The sequence below is a fragment of the Fundicoccus sp. Sow4_D5 genome (assembly GCF_052116365.1).
In the GTDB taxonomy this organism is placed as follows: domain Bacteria; phylum Bacillota; class Bacilli; order Lactobacillales; family Aerococcaceae; genus Fundicoccus.
On record NZ_JBQKLF010000008.1, the window covers coordinates 31,508 to 53,873 of the forward strand.

Genomic DNA, 22,366 nt, shown 5'->3' on the forward strand with positions numbered 1-22,366 from the left:
ATAGTCCTTCCTTGATTTAAAATGATTGTTATCTATAGCTCTACTATTCTACTACATTTCTTAACTGTTTTGAAGAATAGTTTCTAAAGTTGTTCGGTCAAAAGTAGTGACTATTTTTTGAACCATTTCTTTTGCTGCGTCATAATCAGAAATTCTGAATAATGTCTGGTGTCCGTGAATGTAACGTCCTGCTACTCCGATGACTGCACTGGGCACACCGGCATTCATTACATGAGCCGCCCCAGCATCCGTTCCACCTTTAGAGAAGAAGAATTGATAAGGGATGTTGTGCGTTTGTGCAGTGTCGAATAAAAATTCACGCATGCCTTTATGAGTGATATGTCCAGGATCTTGTACACGTAATAAGAAGCCTTCGCCTAATTGACCGAATTCATCTTTTTTACCTTCTGTATCATTTGCTGGTGAACAATCCACCGCTAGGAAAACATCTGGTTGATACTCATGTACCGCTCCTTTAACGCCACGTAAACCGACTTCTTCTTGAACAGTCGCGCCAGCAATTAAAGTAGAGTCTAATGCTACATCTTTTACAGCTTGTAATGTTTCCAACATCACTGCACAACCATAACGGTTGTCCCAAGCTTTCGCTATAATATTCTGCTTATTGGCCGTATAAACGGTCTCAGTCTCTGGCACAATTGAATCGCCTGGACGAACGCCATACTCTAAAGCTTCTTCTTCAGATACAAAACCTGCATCAAATAAAATATCTTCTACTTTTAACTTGCTGTCTCCTTTAGCCCCTCTTAATAAATGTGGTGCTACAGAACTAGAAATACACACATAGTCTCCTTTGCGAGTTTGTAGTGTATAACGCTGCGCTGAGACACTGTAAGGATTCCAGCCACCAATTGGTACAACAGCTAAAGAACCGTTTTGGGTAATACGGCTAACCATAAAACCAACTTCGTCCATATGTGCTGCTAACATCAACTTAGGTGCATTTGTGTCGGTATTTTTTTTCACACCAAAAACATTCCCTAAACCACTAATGTTCACTTCATCTACTAATGGTGTCATGTGTTCTTTTAAGTATTGGCGAACACGGCCTTCATTACCGGAGATACCTTGTAATTCCGTTAAGTCTTTAATTAATTTAAATGTTTTATCTTCCATATGCATGTGACAGAATAAATCTGCCGCCTCCTTTTTAACAACATTATTCATCTGTATATCTATTCCATTTTTACACAAACCCCTTGTAAAATCAATGTTTTGCTGTTTAAGATAGCTCTCAAGTCTTTAATAGATTCTTAATTTTTGAAGACTGTAATCTACTACATTATTTTTCGCAGAAAAGACTGAATAATGTTACAATGTATGATACTAAGTGTACATACAAGGAGTGTAAGCATGTTAAATAATCGTTCGAACAACCTATTAAATACCTTACTCGTAGCCACAGGAATCATAATCGGTGCAGCAGGTGTTGCTTTCTATAAAGAAAACCGTGCGTTGAATGCAGGGAAAGTCTTAAATCAAGTCCGCAGTATTTTCTCTGTACAAGGTCCGATTGAAGGCTCATGGATAGATTACGAAGCCGTAGAATATGAAACCTTCGATAGCCAGCCACTTGTGTATATTGGCGGGATTAGCCGCATTGAACAAGATCGTTTGGTTCAGTATCAATTCGCTTGTGATATCTACACAGGTGACATTTTAGATACCTTTGTCATAGCAAATGATGCAGTCAAACAACAATATCATTAAATTTTAATGTCAAAAGGGCTTGACCCTACACATTTGCGTGATACAATGTAATTTCGTGATTAATTAAGGCAAGACTCTAAAAAATGAAGAAAGGAGCACTATTATGGCATTTAAAGAGAAAGAAGACTGGCAATTACACCCGATTGGTGGGAATACTGGCCGAGCATATATGGGTGTAAAAAGTGACGAGAAAGTCTTTCTCAAACGTAATACCTCTCCCTTCATCGCTGCACTATCTGCTTCAGGTATTACTCCCAAATTAAGATGGACACAAAGAACTTATTCTGGAGATATTCTAACGGCTCAAGATTGGACCGAAGGAGAATTACTTACAAAAGACAATATGGCAGATGAAGCAGTTATTAAACTGATTAAAGATATCCATGATTCAACTTACTTATTGAACATGTTACGTTTTGTAGATGGGAAAGTGTGTCGTCCACTCGATTTAATTGATTTGTATTTCAGCGACTTAGCTCCCTCACTTCAAAACCATCAATATTTTAATCAAGTTATCCAAAGTCTTGAAGACTCTATCGATGATGATTTTTACCAAGTAGACTATGTAGTGTGTCACGGCGACTTAAACCATAACAACTTTTTGGTTTCAGCCGATGAACAACTTTATCTTGTCGATTGGGACAACGTCCGTGTAGCTGATCCATTAAGCGATATCACTTTACTACTCGTCCAATACTTTACACCAAGCGAGTGGATGGAATGGTTCGAAGCTTATGACTTTAACATGAGTGAAAGTTTCTATAAACGTGTGAGATGGTATAGTATTTTAAACTGTTTATTCTTAATCAAACAATATTTCAACGAAAATCGTCACCATAAATTGAACGAGATCGTCTTATTACTAAAAAGTATTTACGAACAAAATTAACAAGCAATAGACAAGGAGTCAGCCGAACAATGCGTCTAAGACACAAACCATGGGCAAAAGATAAATTAGCTGAATACCCACAATACGTTCCAGAAAAACCGGAAGACTTAATCGGCAAATGGCAAACACGCTTTGCTAAAGAGCAACCGATTCATCTTGAAGTAGGTTCAGGTAAAGGTAAATTCATTGTGGAAATGGCCGCAGCTCATCCAGAAATCAATTACATCAGCATGGAATTACAGACTAGCGTCATCATTTCTGTGCTTGAATTACAAATCGAAGCACAATTACCTAACTTACAAATTGTGAATGCTGACGGACGAGACTTATCTCAATACTTCAGCCCAGGTGAATTAGACCGCGTCTACTTAAACTTTAGTGACCCATGGCCTAAAAAACGTCATGAAAAAAGACGCCTAACCTCTTCTGATTTTTTAAAACAATATCAAATCATTTTAAAACCCAAAGGTGAGATTCACTTTAAGACCGATAACCAAGGCCTATTTGAATTTTCACTCGCCAGTATGTCTGAATACGGCATGTTCTTCAAACAAGTATGGCTTGACCTACATCGCTCATGTTACGAAGGCAACATCATGACCGAATACGAAGAAAAATTCTCATCCAGAGGGTCAAGAATTTACCGTCTTGAAGCCGCTTTTCGAGATTAAATCATCAAAAAAAAAAGAAGAAGCCACTAGGCCTCTTCTTTTTTTATTTTCTGTTGCTTATCACGAAAAATTCCTTCATTAATAATAAACTTGGCCGAAATAAAGGACCATTCCTTTTGAGACTCACGCTCAAAGTATTCTAAATATGCCCCTGGAGTCAACACCCCATTCAAAGCTAGTATATCCACACCACTAGTGCCTATTAATTGATCTGCCAATAAAACACAATTCGTCCCTAGGACAAAATAAGTCTTAAACTTACCTCTTGAAAACTTAAAGAGCGTCGCTTCAGTTGCCTTCTGCATTTTCCCAACGTAATCTTGCCTTTGACTCTCTTCAGTTAACTCCCAACTTTGCGTATCTGCCATTAAATTTTCTAACTCTGCCTCTAATGCAATTTTCTGTTGACTTGATAAGCGAATCGCATAAACAAAAACCGTCGATCCTTCACTCATACAGAATTCAATATACTTAAACTTATCTGCAACGAATAAGACCCCATCACCAATCAAATCAAAGACCTTTCGAGACTCGATGTCATGATTGCCATAAGAATAGACCTGATTCTTATAACTAATATCCACATGTCCTACACGGTCAAAGCCAGTTTTCCCTACATGAATAAACACTTCTAAATCTTCGGCATTATACTGATTATAAGTCTTTCTATTCGCTTCAACTATTGCTACTGAAGTATTCGGACTCACACCTTCTACGGTAAAATACTGATTAAATTTACGAATCAAAGTATCAGGTAAAAGAACGGTAAAAATAACCGGAGCCCCAATTCGCCACCGTCTCTTATGACTGACAGATCTAACTGCTTGTTTAGCTGCATCTCTGCCATCGATAATTGACGCTACGCCTAATAGAATGAAGTACCACCCCACCCTAATCAATGTACTATCCACTGCGGTCGGCAAAACTAAACTAGATAAACCAAAGAATAAATGGATAGTCGCTCTAATTAATATATCAAAGTGGTGTTTCACTCCATCATTTACCATCAATAAATAAGACATCACATTGATTACTGCCATCAATAATTGATAATAACCAATGGCTTTTACAAGGAATACCGTCGTGAAATCTTGTTCGAGCAGTAGCCAAGACGCTATCATTAAGTGAGCACAAGCCACTAATAATTGCATAATAATTTGAGATAGTTGCTTATTCGATCGTTGCCACATAACCACCTGCATAAATTTAGCACCACCATTGATAAATAGGAAAGCAATAATCACTTGCGTAAAGAAAATAATGACTTGCTCGCGAAAGATAAACAAGGCGATTGCGAGACTAATCGATAAGATTCCACGCAAAATCAAATTCAAATTCTCATAACGATTTCTCATCCAATCACCCCTTAATCATTTTGTAGTTAGCTATAAGTATATCTGATTAACCGTTTGATTCAAGCTAGAGCTTAATTCAACATAAAAAATTCACATATTCTCCCAACTCCTCCGATTTCTTGGATCGTCACCTTGAAATGAGTGGTAGATGTGGAATGGTCAGTGGAATAAGAGAAGAGAGTTAACTTGAATGAATCCTTTCAATTTTTGTTTTTAAACCTATCGACCCAATCATTTAGTTGACATATTTAATCTCAATACCCAAGATTGCAACTTAATATAAAAACTCTCACATATCACCAGTCCATTCACTTACAGTATATAAACTGTAAGCAACAATAGTTTGGCTAATGTGAGAGAAAAGACTCAATCGATTAAGCTTATTGTTTTGCTAATAATGTTTCGAATTCATTTAGACGCTCTGCAAAGACATCTAAAGCAGCATCAATATAATCACTTTGTGTCATATCAAGGCCAGCAATTTTCATTGTGTCAATGGCATAATGACTATTACCCGACTTCAAGAACCCTAAATAGTTATCCAATGCGCCTTCTTCTCCAGCAAGAATTCTATCTGAGAAAGCTGTCGCAGCAGCGAAACCAGTCGCATATTGGAATACATAATAGTTATAATAGAAATGCGGAATACGCGTCCACTCTAAAGCAATCTCAGAGTCTGAATTTACAGCAGGACCATAGTATTTAGCATTCATTTTCTGATAATTTTCTGATAAAAATTGTTGCGTTAATGGAATACCATTAGCATCAGATTCATACATAAAGTGCTCAAATTCAGCAAATTGTGTTTGACGGAACATCGTTCCTTTTAAGCCATCTAAGAAATGATTCAAGACATACAATCTTACCTTTGGTTCAGTGTATGTTTCTAACAGATAGCTTGTTAATAAGTTTTCGTTCGTTGTCGACGCAATTTCTGCTAAGAAAATTGAATAGTTACCATAAACAAACTCTTGGTTTTTATGCGTTAAGTAGCTATGTGCACTATGGCCCAATTCATGAACAAGCGTATATAACCAATTAACGTTATCTTGCCAATTCATTAATATATATGGCTTGCTATCATAAGTACCTGAAGAATAGGCACCGCTTCGTTTGCCTTTGTTTTCAAATAAATCAATCCAACGCTCATCAAAGGCTTCTCGCATAATTCCGACATATTCTTCACCTAATGGCGCTAAAGCTTTCAGTGTGATTTCTTTGGCTTCTTCGTACGTAAAGTTAATCGGTGCCTCACCAAGTAACGGTGTGTACATATCGTACATTTCTAAGTCTTCAACATTCAATAAGTCTTTACGTAAGTTAACATAGCGATGTAATAAATCTAGTCGATTTTCAACCGTTCCTAACAATGTATCGTAAACAGATTCTGGAATGTTATTTTGGAATAAGGCTGCTGCACGCGCTGATTCGAAGCGGCGCACCTTTGCTTGATAGTTATTTGTTTTAATTTGAGTACTTAAAACAGAAGCCATCGTGTTTTTGAATTGTTCGTAAACACGATAAAAACCTTTGAAAGTATCACGTCGCACACGTCGATCTGAACTTTCTAATAGTTTCCCATATAAACTATGGGTTAATTGAACTTTCTGACCCTTCTCGTCTTCAATCGATGGGAAAACTAAATCTGCATTATTTAATAAACCGAAAGTTTTCGTCGCTCCATCGAAAATTTCACTTGCTTGGGCTAGTAACATCTCTTCTTCTTTTGATAAAACATGGGCACGAAAACGCGTTCTGTCGTCTAACATCTGACGATAAACTGCTAAGCGTGGGTTTTCTTCTAACCATTTAGTAAGTGTTTCTTCCTCAATCGCAAGTAATTCTGGTTCAAAGAAAGACACTGTTTGAGAAAATTGGCTATACAATTGGCCAGCACGTGCATCCAGTGTTTGATAAGTTGAGTTGTTTTGATCTTGGTCATTTTTCATTGAAGCATAAACATATAAGTTACTTACGGTTCTTTGCGTATCCAAGAGCACTTCAATTGCTCCAACTAATTGATCCGAACTTTCGCTCAAACTGCCTTGAACGGCACTTAATTTAGGTAATTTTTCTTGTAATAATTCGAAATCAGCTTCCCAAGCTGCATCGTCTGCGTACATCACACTTAAATCCCAAGTGTATTTTTCCTCGACTTGGTCACGAGTCATGATTTGTTGAGTAGACATCCTCATCCTCCTAAGATAATTATCATAATTTTCACTACAAAATAATCTTAACACACAGATAGCCAATTTAAAACGTTTTAGCTATGAACTTTGGTATGTAATTTCCAGCGATGATAGCCAGCTCTTTCTATCAGTTCTTTTTCAAGAAACAGATTAACGAGACTTGGTACTAGTAAAGAAACAAGGTCCTCTTCAATAAGTGGCATGTCCGCCATTACTAAGTGACCTGCTTGAACCAATGCATGGATGCCATTTTCTAAATCAGTTTTGGTAAATGAGTCATGTTCACATTGACTGATAAGATAGAAGCACCACGCCAGGCAAAGCCAGCCCGGTGATTTAAACACAAGCATTTGCCATCTTTCCATCACCATCCATTGAGGCAAAGTTTGTAACAGAACCCCTTTAGCGTATAAATCACGAATTGCTTTTTGGTAGGTGCTTTGTGTCATGATTTGCTTTATTTGTCTATAATAGGTCGATTGACGCTGTGGTCGTCGGTATAAAGGATAGTGAACCTTGTCATTCACATAGTTTTCAGGAAACTCCCAGACATTGTATAAAGGAACATCCAAGTCTAACCGTTTCTCGGACAATTGAATTCGATGCGCTTGATAAATGATCGGCATCTTAAATTTGATGACCCACTCTCGTTTTGAAACGTTCAATGCTTGCCAGTGAAAGCCTAGGACACTAGAATAGGCTACCATCGTTTGAAGCCACGTTTGACGGTAGCCTCCTTTAAATACTTCTTCATCAATTAGCCAAGTACACTTATCGACAGCTTGAAGATAATTCTGTGTGCGTGAACGAATCAACTCAGCCCCAATGGGGACTCTTTGAAATTCAATCACTTGGCGCGGTGTCAAAGAATGACTATTTAATAAATAGACATCTGCTATTTGTTGAGCTATCTCGATTGGATGTTCTATCTGGACAGCATAGCCCGATGCTTCGAGAGTGTTTTGAAGTAATCGTTTGGCAGTGAGATGGGTTTCGGACTCTTGTGTGTGCCTTGCTGGTAAATCATTCTGGCAACTAGTTAGATGACTGAAGTAACCCTTGCCGGTACTACTGATTTTGTGAGTGAGCACTTGTTGGCAAGTCGGACAATAAAAAGTCGGCTGCTCAGCCGTCTCTTTCATTTCATTGGCATAGATGATTTGACCGTCACTTGTAATGGCTGCGTACATAAAAAAATCCCCTCCTATGTATAAATACACATTTAGGAGGGGATTATGCTTTTTTAATTGTTAAATTTTTGATAAGTTTTTAAACTAGAAGTTTAACCCGAAAAATTCTAAAGCATCGCCATCTCGAATTAACGTTCCGTGTTCAGCTAAAACAGCTTCAGTAGTATGGTGTGTTTCGCCATATTCAAGCATTGTTAATACTTTATGGTAAGCTGCTTCTTCTTTGATAGACATATCCACTTCGGTCACTACTAAGTAGTAACGTTCACTCATATGATATAAATTAGCAACTAACTTATCCGTCGGCAATTCACGCGCCATCTTGATAAAATCATCCAATTGATTGAAAACAATTACTTCGTCTTCATAGATCATTTCTCCAGCATCATCTTCATTGTTCGCATATTCAGGATTAAATAAGTCTAATAGAGTCATATGTTTGTCCTCATCGCTGCTTTTGACTTCTTCAGGCTCTTCATTTTCAACTTGCTCATTGTTTTGCTCTTCTTGGGCTTGTTTGCGCTTTTCGTTTTTATGTTTACGAATACGCTTTGTCACTTCATCTTCCCAGAATTCGTCCATCTCGTTTAGGTTTGTACGGCTAATATAGAGCTCTAGTCCTTCAGAACTAGGCATTACTTGAAAAGTAACCGCCTCTGACTCGTGGAAATGATTATCAACATCTACTTCTTCTAAAATTGAATAAAAGAACTGTTCGATGCTAGATTGATCTCCGATTAGATCGAGAAAATTAATTCCACGCTCTTCTAAATCATCCACGCCAATCATCACCTTGATTAAATTTTCATTTATACGTTCCATTTCCATATCGTCACCCCCTATTGATTCTATATCTATTATACAACTAATCAGACTAGAAACAAACTAATTGTCTTCCTATCATAGCACTTCTCGGTAGATAAATTCAAGATGTAATTCAGATTACTTTCAAATTCTAATATTAACTTGACTATCCTGACTGAAAGCAAGCTATAAGGGATAGAAACAATACTTCCTCTGTTTTATAATAAACCCTATTTTTTTATTTTTAGTTATTCTAAAAGATTGTAAGTTGCTAAGTTCAACCTACAGGAAAGAGACTAAATTAATTAATTGATCTACGCAGTTCTAGGCTGCGATATTGAATGACTTTAAGTTTAGCGACTCGTGAAGCGTGCTATTAGTAATGAATCGGTTCGCATGCTTCCACCGTCAATCCCCGCCTTCATCAATCGCCAGCACCCTATAAATACACAAAGAAGTGAGACCAAGCCTAAGCTTAATCTCACTTCATAAAATTCAATATAAGTCAGCTCTTAAGAATTACTCATTAACTAAAGCGCGAGCTCTTTGTAATTCTCTTGCACGTACTTCACGTGGCAAGAAACGACGGATTTCATCTTCATTAAAACCAATTTGAAGGCGTTTCTCGTCAATTAAAATCGGACGGCGTAATAGGCCTGGTTGAGTTTGAACCATTTCAAAGAAAGTATTAAGGGGCAGCTCACTTAATTCAACATCTAATTCAGAATAAGCCTTAGAACGAGTGGATACAATATCCTCAGTTCCTTCTTCGGTCATTCGTAAAATCGATTTGATTTCCGTTAAAGATAATGGCTCAGTGAAAATATTGCGTTCTACATAAGGAATGGAATGTTCTTCCAACCACGCTCGTGCTTTTCGACAAGACGTGCAGCTAGGAGTAATATACAATGTTACCATAAAAGATCTTCCTTTCTTTTCTTGAACATGTTTCCAGCTTCTATTCAACTAAATTACGTGCGTTTTCCTAAGTGTTGCTTACTTTATTGTTGCATTCTGACTTTAAGGATAAAAATAATTTTCAAAATCTATCCTAACTTAAACAGTACACTCCGTATAGCATTTCACAATATTATTCGCTTTATGATTTAAAGTATAGCATTGCCACACAAGAGGTTCAACTTGTCTTGACAACAACAAATCAATAATTTGAATTCTGCCATCATTTAATTGAAGGTCAATTTTTGTATATTATAAAATATTTAAATGATGAGAAACGCCTAATTATTTTGTCATTTAGTCGAATTTAGGCTATAATGAATTATCAATAACTTTTAAAAATATATAAAATTCGAATTAAATTTCATGTATTCTTAAGTATTTCTTATCATTTAGAAGCGAGGTAATTTTATGAAACCGACTATTTTTTCAGGCGTTCAGCCTTCTGGCATTCCAACCATCGGCAATTATATTGGGGCAATGCGTGGCTTTGCTGAATTGCAAGACACTTACGATGCCACTTATTGTATCGTCAACCAACATGCCATCACAGTTCAACAAGATCCAAAAGAATTAAAACTGATGACGCGTCAACTAGCAGCCTTATATATTGCATTAGGGATCGATCCAGAGAAATCAACGATTTTCGTTCAATCTGATGTTGCTGCACATGCACAAGCGGCATGGATTGTAATGTGCAATACAGGTCTTGGGGAATTAGAAAGGATGACTCAATATAAAGACAAGTCTTCAAAACAGGAATCCATCGGTGCTGGTTTACTTGTCTACCCTCCTTTAATGGTGGCAGACATTGTCCTCTATAATGCACAATACGTTCCAGTTGGTGATGACCAAAAACAACACGTTGAATTAACACGTGATTTCGTTGACCGTTTCAACTCACGTTACGGAAAAAAACTACTAGTAAAACCTGAAGGCATCTTTCCTAAAGCCGGCGGTCGCGTGATGAGTTTACAAGATCCAACCAGTAAAATGAGTAAATCAGACACGAATCCTAAATCATATATTTCAATGTTAGATACACCAAACGTAATTACAAAGAAAATTAAAAGTGCGGTGACTGACTCTTTAGGCATCGTTCAATACGACAAAGCCAACCAACCAGCCGTCGCAAATTTATTAGAAATGTACTCTGTTTTAAACAACGAAGCAATTGATGACATTGTGGCTCGTTACGAGGGGCAAGGATACGGGAAGTTTAAAGGTGATTTAGCTGAAGTAGTGATTTCTGTGCTCGAACCAATTCAAACACGTTATTCAGAATTACTTGAAAGTGACGAATTAGATAAAATCTTGGCAACAGGAGCTGCCAAGGCAAGTGAAATAGCTAATCGCACGTTAGCTCGTATGGAAACAGCTATCGGTCTAGCTTACACATAATAAATCAACCAATCGCTTACTTGCTTAATGGCAGTAGGCGATTTTTTAGATGGAAAACGTCCTTCAGAATATGATTCAAAGTAATATCGTAAGTTTTACTAGACCTTGTAGGATGTTTTAGAGTTTTATACCAATTAACTATATTAAAGTGTCGATTGAATAGCCGATTGACAAGTTGGACAGAGTCCATGCACCTCTAAGTTTGTATGATAAATGAGATAGCCTGTTTGTGATTGAGCAGCCTGTTCAACTTTCTTTATCTCTGCAAAATTAAAATCGGTAATCCGACCGCAATTCTCACAAATCACATGATGATGATCGTGAGCAATGAAATCATAATGACTGGTTGAACCAGATATCTTAAGCTCCTTGACAAGACCTTCATTAACAAAAGTTCGCAAGTTATTGTAAACCGTTGCTAGACTCATTCCAGGATGATCTGGCAATAAATCTAGATAAATCTCTTCAACTGTCGGATGGCGATGACTATTCACCATGTAGGTCAAGATTGCATGACGTTGTGGTGTTATTCGAATACCTTTTAATTTTAAATCATGAATGACTTCTTCTATCAAATAATCATGATTATGAGGATGTTCCTTGGTCATCCTAACGCCTCCTTACACAAATTACTTTATCTTCATTATAGCAAACAATCCGAAATTTCCAATATCTAATCAAACTCTTAATCGAATAAAACTTATGTTAAATTGAGGATACATGCTTGAATTTTTTCGTAGATGTTTTATGATAAGGTATAATGAATTTTTCTTTTTTGCAACCATAAAATTTAAATGACATAGGAGCTTATACATATGAAAATTGGCGCACGGGTTCTTAAGACCGGTCTTGCCATAACATTATCGATTTATGCCTCAATCTTATTGTTTCCAGACAGTAGTGGGGCCCTAGCCGGTATTGCGGCAAGTTTATCTACTCAACCTTCCGTTAAAAAATCTTTTGAAACATTTATCAGTCGTGTAGTAGCAAACTCGATTGGTGGTTTGCTAGCCATCCTATTGATTTATGCAATTGGTAACTCCCCCATTGCCGTCGGAGTGTCTGCCGTTTTGGCAATCGCTGTACTGAATGGCTTAAAGTTGAGTGATGTGATTCCATTAACGATTGTAACAATTATTGTTATTATGCTGAGTACAGACCCTGATTATATCATGACAGCCTTTGCTCGTGTAATGGAAACATTCATCGGAGTCTCGATTTCATTTGTTATTAACTTACTCATCCATCCGCCTAAACATGATGCTCAATTCTTCAAAACACTCGAATCAGTAACAAGCGAAGTGCTACTTTTACTACGAGCTACCTTACGTAAGAATACTGATTTTTCTATTTTACATCGTGATCTTCAATGGGCTAAAAAGCAAATGGGACAATTCAACACATTATTCCGCCTGATTAGTGAAGAATGGATTATTTCAAAATCAGAACGTGTGGCTCGAGCACGTAAATTAGTTATCTACCGCCATATGGGACGCACGACTCAAAGCGCCATCGAGTTATTAGATACCTTACACAAATACAGTCATATTTATCATGACTTTCCTGACGAATTTCGTACGATTTTCCGTGAACGTCTCGAAACCTTATTCACTGCTCATGAACAAATCATCATGAAATTCTATGGTAAAGTCCCCCCTGAAGCAGTGAACTACATGGAAATGAACCGTGAAAACCGAGAAGATTATTTAGATATGTTCTTTTCTGAAGCAAAACATCAAGAAGAAGTGAAGGAACATCATCAATTTGAAGCCAATGGTGTGACTCATATCATGGCTGCTAGTTTCACTTACGAAGAGAAATTGACTAACTTAAATCGTCTGGTCCGAAATTATAAATTGCAAAACGAAGGTCAGCAATACGATACCTCGCACGATGACCTAAGAAATTAATACTAATAAAAGCCAGTTTCGAGTACAACCGTCTAACGGTTCACTCGAAACTGGCTTCTTTTTTCATAATTAAATGAAAACATATGTGCTAGTGCTTATATTCTTTAGAAAATAACTACAGGCATGCCATAATAAACAAGTTCAAAGACATCTGGCATTACACCTGGCGGTGTATTGATACAACCTAGGGAACCATTACTCAAGTATGCTTCGCCCCCAAAAGAAGATTGCCAGTTCGCATCATGAATGCCTTGTGCTTGATCATCAAATGCTATCCAGTAATCAACTGGCTGTTCATAATCCATTTCAGTTCGTGGATTGTAACCGACCAAAGTACTCTCTTCTTCCATGTTCCACACTTGGTAAGTTCCTGGCACTGTATTGGTGCCCGGCGTTCCAGTTACAATAGCTGTTTGCAAAGCAACTTCGCCTTCAATATAAATGGTCATCATCTGATGATAAACATCCACTTCAACATATGAGGCACCAATGTCATCACTGATATCTACCCCATAACCACTTCCACCAATCGCCGGTTCACGTGTCGCATCTTCACCTGCTAAAACATTGGCAGCTATATTCTCCGCTTCTGTATAGCGATCAATATACCAGCCATAAGTCCCAGGTTCCAATGTGACTGTCCCTTGGTATGTACTTTCAAACTGACGTGTTTTGAATAATGAAGCGTAAGTCTCATTTAAACCGTATAAATAATCTTCAATCAATTCTACATTCACTTGTGGTTCTTGACTTTCATCAACAAAAATCCAACTCGCAATTTCATCACTTGGTATCACAATCGATTCTCCATCTAATTTCAACGTTATAGCGACATTTTGCATCTTATCCAAGCGTGCTTGTAAATCAGTCACCTCAGCTGTATCCTGACGCACCAATGGTTGAATGTAAGCTGAAGCTAAATCGAGACTATTCTTTCCATTTTCTAATTGCTTTTCTAATGCTGATTCAAATGACGTGGCAGAAATTTGTTGACCATATACTTCTTCTTTAATTTGATAGACGCCCGCTTCGCTAATCCCAATATAAGCATCAGCGCTGGCAGTACGCTCATTGTTATTGACACCCACACTAGCCATCAAGCCTTCTATCATTGACGAATCGAACGTTACATACTCATCCAACTGCTCAACCGATTGTGGTGAAGCAAACAGATAAACAGGCCATTTGGCTGCAGATTGTTGCTCCAATAATTGCTGTAAAATCGCTGTTGTATCTGATTGAACATTGAGTTGAGATAATTCAATATACCCCAATTCTTGCTCATTTTCAGTTAACATCACTTGCTGTTCTTCTAATTCTTTTTGAACATGTGCTTGGGCATTTTCAAGTGTCAATTGGCTTACGCTAATTGCACCCACCTTCGTGTTAGGGACGAAGTGCGATTGGAAAAACCATATGCCAAGCAAATATAATAGAATGAAAATCCCGATACCGACTGCCGGTAGAACATATTTTATATGCTTTTTAATAAATTCTGTGTTCATATCCACTTGCTCCTTATACTCACTAATCTCACGATTAAATCACTCCATTAATTAGCAACCGCCTTCACACAAAACTCGAAAGGCTTATTTGAAAATCAACAGTCTAATTCATAAGTTAATCACTATTTTACCACATTTTACCATGACAAAGCCCCTATGAGAATAAAAAGAGTAGCAATTAAGCTACTCTTTCAAAATTTTCAACTATTTCACTAAGTTCAATTTGACGACCTTTCGTTCTTTAACTGTACTCATCATCCCAAATGCTCGTTGAAAAGGATTTTCAGTTTCAGCCAGATTAGCGTCGCCTAAGTGACAGACATATTGTCTACCTTCAATTTCGATAACAGGTTCCATCGACTCTTTAATAATCGTTAAATCCAGTCCTTCGCGTTTTTTATATTTAAGCAACTCTCGAGAAAAGTCCTTGATTGCTTTAATCGGTTCTTTAGGCTCGAATACTCTACACGGTTTCATTCTATTCACCTCATAAGATTAATAGAAGCATTATACATCTTGCAAAAGGATAAAGCTAGAGTATTGTTTAGCTTTTAAAAAACTTAATTTTCAATCGATATTCCTGCTTGTCAAACAGTAAACAAACACCGTCCTAACAAGATTACCCCTCTGATTTCTCTGATGAATTCGTCGCTTGAACTACTTGAGAACCTGCGATTAAATCAGCAAGATGACGTTTATCCAAACGGTACAAACCCATATACAAAAATAGGACTAATAATCCCACAGACAGACCATAACTAACGATGCCAAAGGCGTCAATTTCTCCAAACATAAAATGAATGACAGCCATATGTCCAAACTGCCACGGTAAGAATTTAATAATATTTCGCAATAAGCTTCGTCCGAAGGATAGTTTTTTAAATCGAACTGTTAAGCCTGCGAAGCGCTTCCCTAGTGTGCCTGCCCAACGATAATCTAACCAAGCAAAAATTAAGCTGATGGGTACGCTCGTCGTAAAGGTCGCGATTAAATGACTATACCGTTCATCTTGAGCCGGTAAAGCTTCACCATAAACAAAGTAGTTAACAATTAACATAACTAGGAAAAGACTAATCAAATACAAACAGATCATCAGCCAGTCAACTAAAAGTTCTGTCAACCGTTGCTTTTTGCTGATAGGATTTTGTGCCAAAAGTGTTTGGCTATCTTCAACTTGATCGCTCACTGCTTCAAGTGTATCTTTATGGCTCATTAATCATCGCCTCACTTTCCATTTATTTAGGCATCTGCTTGCTCTTGCCATGCTTGGGTTAGAGCTTCTTTAAATAATTCAGTGGGTTGTGCACCTGACACGGCGTATTTATTGGCTAAGACAAAGAACGGAACACCTTGGACTCCAATCATTTGCGCTTGTTGAATGTCTGCATAAAACGCGTCTTGATAATCTTCGGATGCTAGGATTGAGCGTACAACTTCTTCATCTAAACCAACTTCTTTCGAAAGTTTTACAATCACTTCTGCTTCTCCTAAGTTCTCACCTTGTGTAAAGTAAGCTTGGTAAAAGCGCTCAAAATACTCATTACCTTTCCCGTTTTCTTTAGCATATTGAAAGACCCGGTGAGCATCTTGAGTTGGCGCATATTTAGCCTGTTCAAAATCTATAGCCAAACCAGCGGCTTGTCCCATATCCACTACACGCTGAGTCATTTCCTTTGCTTGTTCAAGCGGCATGCCTTTGTCGTCTGCTAATGATTGTAGATAGCTTTTATTGTCATCATATTTCGCTTCTGGATTTAATAAAAAACTCTTATAGTCAATTTCTACTTGTTCGCCAAAATCCAATTCCGCTAAGGCTTGCGCTAAATGTGCTTCCCCAATATAGCAGAATGGACAGACGAAATCAGACCAAATTGTGACGTTCATTTTTACACTTCCGTTCTTTAAATTTATCACCATGATTAACCTGTCTAATATTATAATGTAGATTTGAGTGAAAGTACAACCAGACAGACTAAGAGCACTAATCCTTTCATTATAATTTACCATCAAAATTGCAGACAATGAACTGACTATAATCTAAGGATAGTATCCATAGAAACAGTTGAAGAGTACTTAACGACCTTCAACAATTTACTCGAGAGGTGTTAATTGGGGTAAAGACTAACTATCCGGATATGAGCGAAAGAATCGCTTGGAGTTTCCTTGCCTTTGTTGCTCATGGCACCAGCTTTAACCATACGAGAAAACATCTGGCTGCTTCTATTGAAGAGTCAGCTGTTCGTCAGTTTGCTGACACATTCGATCAATCTGGTTTAAACTATGGGAAAATGACGATTAACTTTCCATGCCACTTTCCAATTGATTTAGCTTGACTAAAACTTTAACCTTGAAGATAAGAAAAATCTCACGCGTTACTGGCATAAATATATGAAGAATTAAGAAAAGACGCCAGAAGTATTATTCCTTTGGCGTCTCTTTTGATGTGTTATTTCTTATTGTGTTATTAGGGGCAATCCTTGGCTTGGTATCAGCGGATGTTTGATCTGGAGCTTTCGTTTCATTGTTCCGGTAGATAACATTCTGTAGTGGTTGATCAGTGCGCTGAATATCCCCCGTGATAATTGCTTGCTTAACCTCCCAGTGAATCAAGAGCGTCAGAACAATTCTCAGCACGACAACAAAAGCAAGTATGATTAATTCATTTAAATCGCGAACAATGACCGTTTTAATAATCTCTGCGCCCAATTTAAACTCTAAACTCAAAGCTAAAGCTTCACCAAGTGTAATCTTGACAAGTGAATTATTTAAATCCATTCCACTTTTGAAGAAAATCATCAAGGCCTTGACGCTACCAAAGATAATCATAAAAATCCCGATAAGTTCAAGCGCATGTACTACAATTGGACTGAAAGACTCTTCGATAAAACGCAATAATTCTAACATCTTTATCACCCTACTTTACTCTTTCTTGATGCAAGCATACCAAGTGACAAAGACAGATGCAACTATAATTTCATCACTAAATTCATCAACATCCGGATCGATAAATCCGGACGAGCCATTTGTTGTAAAGTGCCAACCAAAAACAAGTCGCCTTGCGGATAATAAAAAGCAAAAGCACCAGTCGAACCCGTATGTCCCAACAACTCAACTTGCTTAAGCCCCTCTTTCGTCCGTTTCCTTAATGGCAATTTCATAAAGCCGGCGCCATAACGAATCGGAGCCCAATCCGCTTGCAACTCATGGTAACTCTCAAGCCTTTTAAAAATTCTAGGGTCAAATAGCTGACCAGTATAGAAAGCCTTAAGAAAAATCATTAAATCACGGGCTGTCGTGACTAAGCCACTACTAGCGTCTTGGGCAAGAAACCTCGGACGATTCAATACTTGCTGTTCAAAGTAAACATTTGGCAACTCAGCTGAATCTTTTTCTATTAAATAAGTTTGACTTAAAGCCAATGGCTGGCAAATTCTTTCCTTAAATAATATGGCTAATGGTTGCTCCAACACGTTTTCCAACAGCTGACCCAGCAAATTAAAATTAATGTCGGCATAAAACGCTTTGCCTGTTGTTCCTGGCTTGAAATGAGCACTCAAGCTTTTCGTTAATTGAATTCTTTCCTCATTCGTCACACTAAAATCTTCGCTCACTAAACGCTTAGAAAAATTGCTCGGGCCCTCCAAATAGCTATCCGCCAAGCCACTCGTCTGAAACAATAAATCCGCTACCGTCAAGTCAAAACTATAATCTTTACCTTCGAAAACATGTAAACCCTCTAACGTCCCCCGGTCAAAATAAGAAACTAATCCATCTGTCAAATTGAGACGTTCCTCTTCAACTAGCTGTAATATCAGACAAGTTACAAACATTTTGGTCAAGCTAGCCGCTAAGAAGGGACGGTCGATAGTCAATTCACCTTGCCTCGCTTGATGAGTAAAAGTGCCTTTTGAGTCTTCTATAAATAATATTGCTTCGGGCACTTGCGCTTTTTTTAAATATTTTTTAAAGATTTGATTGATAAGTGTTGGGCGAAGTATTGTCATTCCTATTTTGGCATCCTTTCTGTTTGGACTTTAAACAAAAATGGTTTTAATTTCAACGTAGTCCTCAACACCGTACAAGCCGATTTCACGGCCAATTCCTGACTGTTTATAGCCACCAAAAGGCGCGCGTGGATTGCGTGCCCCATTATTAATGTAAACATTCCCGGTTCTCATTTCCTTAGCAACTCGGCGGGCCTGTTCTGGCGGGCCTACAACAGCTCCAGATAAACCATAAGGCGAATCATTGGCAATCTCAATCGCATCATCGACAGTGTCGTAAGTAATCACGACTAAGACTGGGCCGAAAATTTCTTCACGCGCGATGCGCATATCGTTGGTTACATTGACGAGAATGGTTGGCTCCACGTAAAACCCTGTTCTTTCAATCGTTTGACCGCCCACTAATACTTCAGCCCCTTCTTCATGTGCAATTTCTAAATAATCGAGGACTGTTTGACGTTGGCGATTCGATACCATCGGACCAACCATAGTACGATCATCAGTTGGATCTCCAATAACAACTGTTTCATCATAGTAAGTTTTCAAGGCTTTAATGACTGTATCATATTCATTGGCAGGCACTAACAGACGTGACAAGGCCGCACAGGTTTGCCCTTGGTTATTCAACACAGTATCTACGGATTTTTTTACTGCTAAGTTTAAATCACCACCTGGTAAATAAATTAAAGCGGACTTGCCGCCCAATTCCAGTACCAATTTCTTGATTGTGCTACTGGCTTTAGCATAGAGTCCTTGCCCCACATCTGTTGAACCTGTAAAGGAAACTATCGCCACATCGGGATGACCAGCTAAGTAATCACCGGCATCACTTCCACTTCCTGTAATTAAGTTAAAAACTCCAGACGGTAAGCCGGCTGCATCAACAATTCTCGCTAGTAATAAAGCGGTAATCGGGGTATCACTCGCTGGTTTTACAACAACTGTATTGCCAGCCAATAGAGCCGGCGTAATTTTACGTTGAATTTGATTTAAGGGATAGTTCCAAGGGGTAATGCAGGCCACAACTCCTGCTCCTTCTTTGACAACAGTCGCATCATCAAGCTGTTCTTCAAAGTCATAATGTTTGATATCATTTAAAGTCGCTCGCATCTCACTGATTGCCAATGGCACTTGCACATTGTTCGAAAATGTCTGTGAACAGCCTAATTCCGCAACAATCGTGTCGGCTAGTAGTTGTTGTTGAGCTTCAATTCCTGACAGAATTCTTTCAACATAGTCTGAACGCTCTTCGATCGACGTACGGTTCCAAGCAGGGAAAGCCTGTTTTGCTGCTTCGACTGCTTGATCTACATCCTCATGATTACTCTTTGAAACTTCTCCTATCACTTCTTCAGTTGCCGGATTAATCACTTCGCTATATTCATTGGATAATGCATCCTGCCATTGCCCGTTAACATAATTTTGATATTGTTTCATAAAATCACCTCATTTTAATTATCTCTTATCCAAAAGAATGACGCAATCAATCTGCCTTCTCTTTTATAGAAGAATACATTAGGGGACTTGTGCCTTCCTTAAGTCTATAACACTATGGTACACTATCCCCAATACTTAAGATGGGAGCTAATTTTATGTTAGAAGTAGAACGTCAACAAATCGATGCAATTGATCGAGAAATTATCCGCTTATTTGAAAAAAGAACACGTACTGTTGAGGAGGTTGCCCGTGTAAAACTAGCTAATCAATTACCTGTTCTTGATGCTAGTCGTGAACAATTAGTGATTGAAAAAGTCCAAAGTTACCTTAAGGATCCTTTGCTAGCTGACCAAGTTGCAGCATTATATGCCGAAATTATGCGTCTTTCTCGCCAACACCAAGAAGAATGGCTATCTAATAAAAAGGATTAAGCTTAGATAAGATTCGTTATGGAGGGGCTGGGCTCGTTTCTACGGCCAAGGAAAAGTGCGACTCGCCGTCACGACCAGGGGTAAAACTGCGACTCGCCGTCACGACCAGGGGCAAAACTGCGCCTCGCCGTCACGACCAGGGGCAAAACTGCAAATCGCCGTCACGACCAGGGGCAAAACTGCAAATCGCCGTCACGACCAGGGACAAACACTTACCCTCTCCGACAATAACGATGGTAGAGGGGAGTTCGCGCCAGCTCACTACATTTCGTAGAGACAGAGTGTTTATAAAATCGTCAGACACGCAGTGGCTGACACCTTTATCTTTCCACAAGTTGCGTTATCCTTGCGCCATAAATTGTGACAAAGGACTAATGCGTGACAGAGGTTAAAGAGCAGCTAGTGATATTAAAATCCACGCAAAGAGCCTCACACTATTTAATTCGGTGTGAGGCTCTTGCTTTTTAAATGGCTTATTCAGTTAAATAATTTAGCACAGCTACCGCTTGTTCAATTGTTTCAACAGTAACGTTAGCTTTATTCGATAATTCTTTTAATGAGTGAATTAATTCTTCTGGTCGAATTATAATGAGTGGCTTATTTAAATTAATTGCCGTCGACGCATCCATCGCAGTATTCCATTGACGGTATTTGTCGCCAAACAGTGCGATCACAATATCCGCCTTCTGCATTAGAACTTCAGTTCTGAAATTATTAATCGCTGAAGCCGCATCATCTCGGTAGAACTTACCGGGTTGTTCCCCAAGAATTTGCTCACCAATCGCATCTGATAAGTCGTGATTTGTTTGAGGCGCAACAAATTCAAATGGTAAATCAGCTCTCATAACTTGTTCCTTCAACTCTTCACGCCAATTATCATGAATTTGACCTGCTAAATAAACAACAAATTTCATATACAATCTCCTCCATTTTTATTCTCAAATTAATGATACTATTTTACGAAGCTAACCCACAATACCTCTAAACTGTCTAACACTAGAAACATTGGCTTAAAATCAATCGCTCTTCAAGCCAACTATACCTCATTTCTAATGTTAACAAGCCTGCGACTAAGTTGCAAACATAGCCAGCTTCTTACCCAAGTTAATTACTTTCTTACCTTTTTCTGTCATTTTTTGATATGATAAAAATAATTATCAAACTAACAGGAGCAACTTATGGATTATATTCCCATTACCATCTTAGGAAAGTATCACTTACTATATGTAGGCATTTTAACGTTTTTCGGCTTACTATTATTTTTAAATCCCATTAAAGTCCGCCAACACAGACGGAAACTGACGACCATCAGCCTATTCATCAGCCTCTTACAACAATGTTTACTTTATGGATACTTTATTGTATTCGACATTTTTTCGCTCTCAGCTTCCCTCCCTTTACACTTAAGTAGGATTACAAGTATTCTAGGGATTATCTTCTTAATCACTCACAATCATAAATTATTTTCTGTGATAGCCTATTTCAGTTTATTTGCTTGGTTAAGTTTTCTGGTTCCAACGGATATTCAACCAATTAACCATCCATTAGGCGTCAGCTTTTTAACCAATCATGTCATCACCCTACTATTGCCTTTTTACATGATTATCGCCTATCAAGTCACACTACACTCACTAGATAAATACATTGCCTATGCTTGGTTATCCTTATACGTCATAATAGTCTTTTTCTTAAATCCTATTCTTAAGGGGAATTATTTCTATCTCGTAGATAAACCAATTTTCAAAGACCTGGCTGATCCGTTATATTTAATCGGCGTTTATGTCGTGAGCTTCTTGTTATTTCAAATCGGCGAACAAATTTTCAACCGAGTCGACCGCCAGTATAATCAGTAAATTAAAAAAACTGCAGCCCACTCGTAAGAGTCTAGC

Annotated in this window: 23 protein-coding genes; 8 read left to right on the forward strand and 15 right to left on the reverse strand. The window is 38.1% G+C overall.

The features are described from left to right. Positions 1 to 60 precede the first annotated feature (60 nt). Positions 61 to 1,137, reverse strand: coding sequence for a glutamyl aminopeptidase (gene pepA / locus ACTQ45_RS09605; protein ID WP_441763547.1), 1,077 nt, complete (start codon positions 1,135 to 1,137; stop codon positions 61 to 63). 237 nt (positions 1,138 to 1,374) lie between these two features. Here pepA and ACTQ45_RS09610 point away from each other — a divergent pair, with 237 nt between their 5' ends. The 3 genes from ACTQ45_RS09610 (at position 1,375) to trmB (ending at position 3,291) form a co-directional block, all read left to right on the forward strand. After that, positions 1,375 to 1,731, forward strand: a complete 357-nt coding sequence (locus ACTQ45_RS09610; protein ID WP_441752345.1) for a hypothetical protein — start codon at positions 1,375 to 1,377, stop codon at positions 1,729 to 1,731. Positions 1,732 to 1,834: 103 nt separating this feature from the next. Further along, the gene (locus tag ACTQ45_RS09615) at positions 1,835 to 2,620 is read left to right on the forward strand and encodes a phosphotransferase family protein (RefSeq protein WP_441763548.1); all 786 of its coding nucleotides are present in this window, start codon (positions 1,835 to 1,837) and stop codon (positions 2,618 to 2,620) included. A gap of 29 nt (positions 2,621 to 2,649) precedes the next feature. After that, positions 2,650 to 3,291 carry a tRNA (guanosine(46)-N7)-methyltransferase TrmB gene (trmB, locus tag ACTQ45_RS09620; RefSeq protein WP_441763549.1) on the forward strand — a complete coding sequence of 214 codons (642 nt, stop codon included), beginning with the start codon at positions 2,650 to 2,652 and terminating at the stop codon, positions 3,289 to 3,291. Between the two features lie 26 nt (positions 3,292 to 3,317). Here trmB and ACTQ45_RS09625 read toward each other — a convergent pair whose 3' ends face one another. From ACTQ45_RS09625 to spxA, 5 genes are all read right to left on the reverse strand, one after another. Then, positions 3,318 to 4,646, reverse strand: a complete 1,329-nt coding sequence (locus ACTQ45_RS09625) for a hypothetical protein (protein WP_441763550.1) — start codon at positions 4,644 to 4,646, stop codon at positions 3,318 to 3,320. Positions 4,647 to 5,026: 380 nt separating this feature from the next. Then, a complete protein-coding gene (gene pepF, locus ACTQ45_RS09630) occupies positions 5,027 to 6,835 on the reverse strand; it encodes an oligoendopeptidase F (protein ID WP_441752349.1) in 1,809 nt (602 codons plus the stop codon). Positions 6,836 to 6,912: 77 nt separating this feature from the next. Continuing rightward, positions 6,913 to 8,028 carry a competence protein CoiA gene (locus ACTQ45_RS09635; RefSeq protein WP_441763551.1) on the reverse strand — a complete coding sequence of 372 codons (1,116 nt, stop codon included), beginning with the start codon at positions 8,026 to 8,028 and terminating at the stop codon, positions 6,913 to 6,915. 84 nt (positions 8,029 to 8,112) lie between these two features. After that, positions 8,113 to 8,856 carry an adaptor protein MecA gene (locus ACTQ45_RS09640; protein ID WP_441763552.1) on the reverse strand — a complete coding sequence of 248 codons (744 nt, stop codon included), beginning with the start codon at positions 8,854 to 8,856 and terminating at the stop codon, positions 8,113 to 8,115. A 495-nt stretch (positions 8,857 to 9,351) separates the two neighbouring features. Further along, positions 9,352 to 9,750 (reverse strand): transcriptional regulator SpxA, encoded by a 399-nt coding sequence (gene spxA / locus ACTQ45_RS09645; RefSeq protein WP_441752352.1) that lies wholly within the window; start codon positions 9,748 to 9,750, stop codon positions 9,352 to 9,354. A gap of 450 nt (positions 9,751 to 10,200) precedes the next feature. Between spxA and trpS the strand changes: the two genes are divergently transcribed. Further along, entirely contained in the window at positions 10,201 to 11,190 is a 990-nt protein-coding gene (gene trpS, locus ACTQ45_RS09650; RefSeq protein WP_441752353.1) for a tryptophan--tRNA ligase, read from the forward strand. A 143-nt stretch (positions 11,191 to 11,333) separates the two neighbouring features. Here trpS and ACTQ45_RS09655 read toward each other — a convergent pair whose 3' ends face one another. Next, complete coding sequence (locus tag ACTQ45_RS09655; protein ID WP_441763553.1) at positions 11,334 to 11,798, reverse strand: Fur family transcriptional regulator; 465 nt, start codon at positions 11,796 to 11,798, stop codon at positions 11,334 to 11,336. Positions 11,799 to 12,005: 207 nt separating this feature from the next. Here ACTQ45_RS09655 and ACTQ45_RS09660 point away from each other — a divergent pair, with 207 nt between their 5' ends. Next, complete coding sequence (locus tag ACTQ45_RS09660; RefSeq protein ID WP_441763554.1) at positions 12,006 to 13,100, forward strand: FUSC family protein; 1,095 nt, start codon at positions 12,006 to 12,008, stop codon at positions 13,098 to 13,100. A gap of 104 nt (positions 13,101 to 13,204) precedes the next feature. On the opposite strand, the gene ACTQ45_RS09665 is transcribed toward ACTQ45_RS09660, so the two are convergent. The 4 genes from ACTQ45_RS09665 to ACTQ45_RS09680 form a co-directional block, all read right to left on the reverse strand. Continuing rightward, positions 13,205 to 14,605 carry a L,D-transpeptidase family protein gene (locus ACTQ45_RS09665; RefSeq protein WP_441763555.1) on the reverse strand — a complete coding sequence of 467 codons (1,401 nt, stop codon included), beginning with the start codon at positions 14,603 to 14,605 and terminating at the stop codon, positions 13,205 to 13,207. Positions 14,606 to 14,809: 204 nt separating this feature from the next. Further along, complete coding sequence (locus ACTQ45_RS09670) at positions 14,810 to 15,082, reverse strand: hypothetical protein (RefSeq protein ID WP_441752357.1); 273 nt, start codon at positions 15,080 to 15,082, stop codon at positions 14,810 to 14,812. A gap of 142 nt (positions 15,083 to 15,224) precedes the next feature. After that, positions 15,225 to 15,818, reverse strand: coding sequence for an RDD family protein (locus tag ACTQ45_RS09675; RefSeq protein WP_441752358.1), 594 nt, complete (start codon positions 15,816 to 15,818; stop codon positions 15,225 to 15,227). 26 nt (positions 15,819 to 15,844) lie between these two features. After that, a complete protein-coding gene (locus ACTQ45_RS09680) occupies positions 15,845 to 16,489 on the reverse strand; it encodes a DsbA family oxidoreductase (protein WP_441763556.1) in 645 nt (214 codons plus the stop codon). A gap of 251 nt (positions 16,490 to 16,740) precedes the next feature. On the opposite strand from ACTQ45_RS09680, the gene ACTQ45_RS09685 reads away from it, so the two are divergent. Continuing rightward, a complete protein-coding gene (locus ACTQ45_RS09685) occupies positions 16,741 to 16,938 on the forward strand; it encodes a hypothetical protein (protein ID WP_441763557.1) in 198 nt (65 codons plus the stop codon). Positions 16,939 to 17,023: 85 nt separating this feature from the next. On the opposite strand, the gene ACTQ45_RS09690 is transcribed toward ACTQ45_RS09685, so the two are convergent. The 3 genes from ACTQ45_RS09690 to ACTQ45_RS09700 all read right to left on the reverse strand — a co-directional run bounded on the left by ACTQ45_RS09690 (position 17,024) and on the right by ACTQ45_RS09700 (position 20,046). Beyond that, positions 17,024 to 17,509, reverse strand: coding sequence for a DUF1622 domain-containing protein (locus ACTQ45_RS09690; protein ID WP_441763558.1), 486 nt, complete (start codon positions 17,507 to 17,509; stop codon positions 17,024 to 17,026). A 62-nt stretch (positions 17,510 to 17,571) separates the two neighbouring features. Further along, positions 17,572 to 18,609: a serine hydrolase domain-containing protein gene (locus tag ACTQ45_RS09695; protein ID WP_441763559.1), complete on the reverse strand. Its 1,038-nt coding sequence runs from the start codon at positions 18,607 to 18,609 to the stop codon at positions 17,572 to 17,574. Between the two features lie 30 nt (positions 18,610 to 18,639). Next, a complete protein-coding gene (locus tag ACTQ45_RS09700; RefSeq protein ID WP_441752363.1) occupies positions 18,640 to 20,046 on the reverse strand; it encodes an aldehyde dehydrogenase family protein in 1,407 nt (468 codons plus the stop codon). 155 nt (positions 20,047 to 20,201) lie between these two features. Here ACTQ45_RS09700 and ACTQ45_RS09705 point away from each other — a divergent pair, with 155 nt between their 5' ends. Further along, complete coding sequence (locus ACTQ45_RS09705; RefSeq protein WP_441752364.1) at positions 20,202 to 20,477, forward strand: chorismate mutase; 276 nt, start codon at positions 20,202 to 20,204, stop codon at positions 20,475 to 20,477. 473 nt (positions 20,478 to 20,950) lie between these two features. Here the strand turns inward: ACTQ45_RS09705 and ACTQ45_RS09710 are convergent, their stop codons facing one another. Further along, a complete protein-coding gene (locus tag ACTQ45_RS09710; RefSeq protein ID WP_441752365.1) occupies positions 20,951 to 21,391 on the reverse strand; it encodes a YtoQ family protein in 441 nt (146 codons plus the stop codon). 264 nt (positions 21,392 to 21,655) lie between these two features. Here ACTQ45_RS09710 and ACTQ45_RS09715 point away from each other — a divergent pair, with 264 nt between their 5' ends. Beyond that, positions 21,656 to 22,330, forward strand: a complete 675-nt coding sequence (locus tag ACTQ45_RS09715; protein ID WP_441752366.1) for a TMEM164-related integral membrane acyltransferase — start codon at positions 21,656 to 21,658, stop codon at positions 22,328 to 22,330. Positions 22,331 to 22,366: the final 36 nt, after the last annotated feature.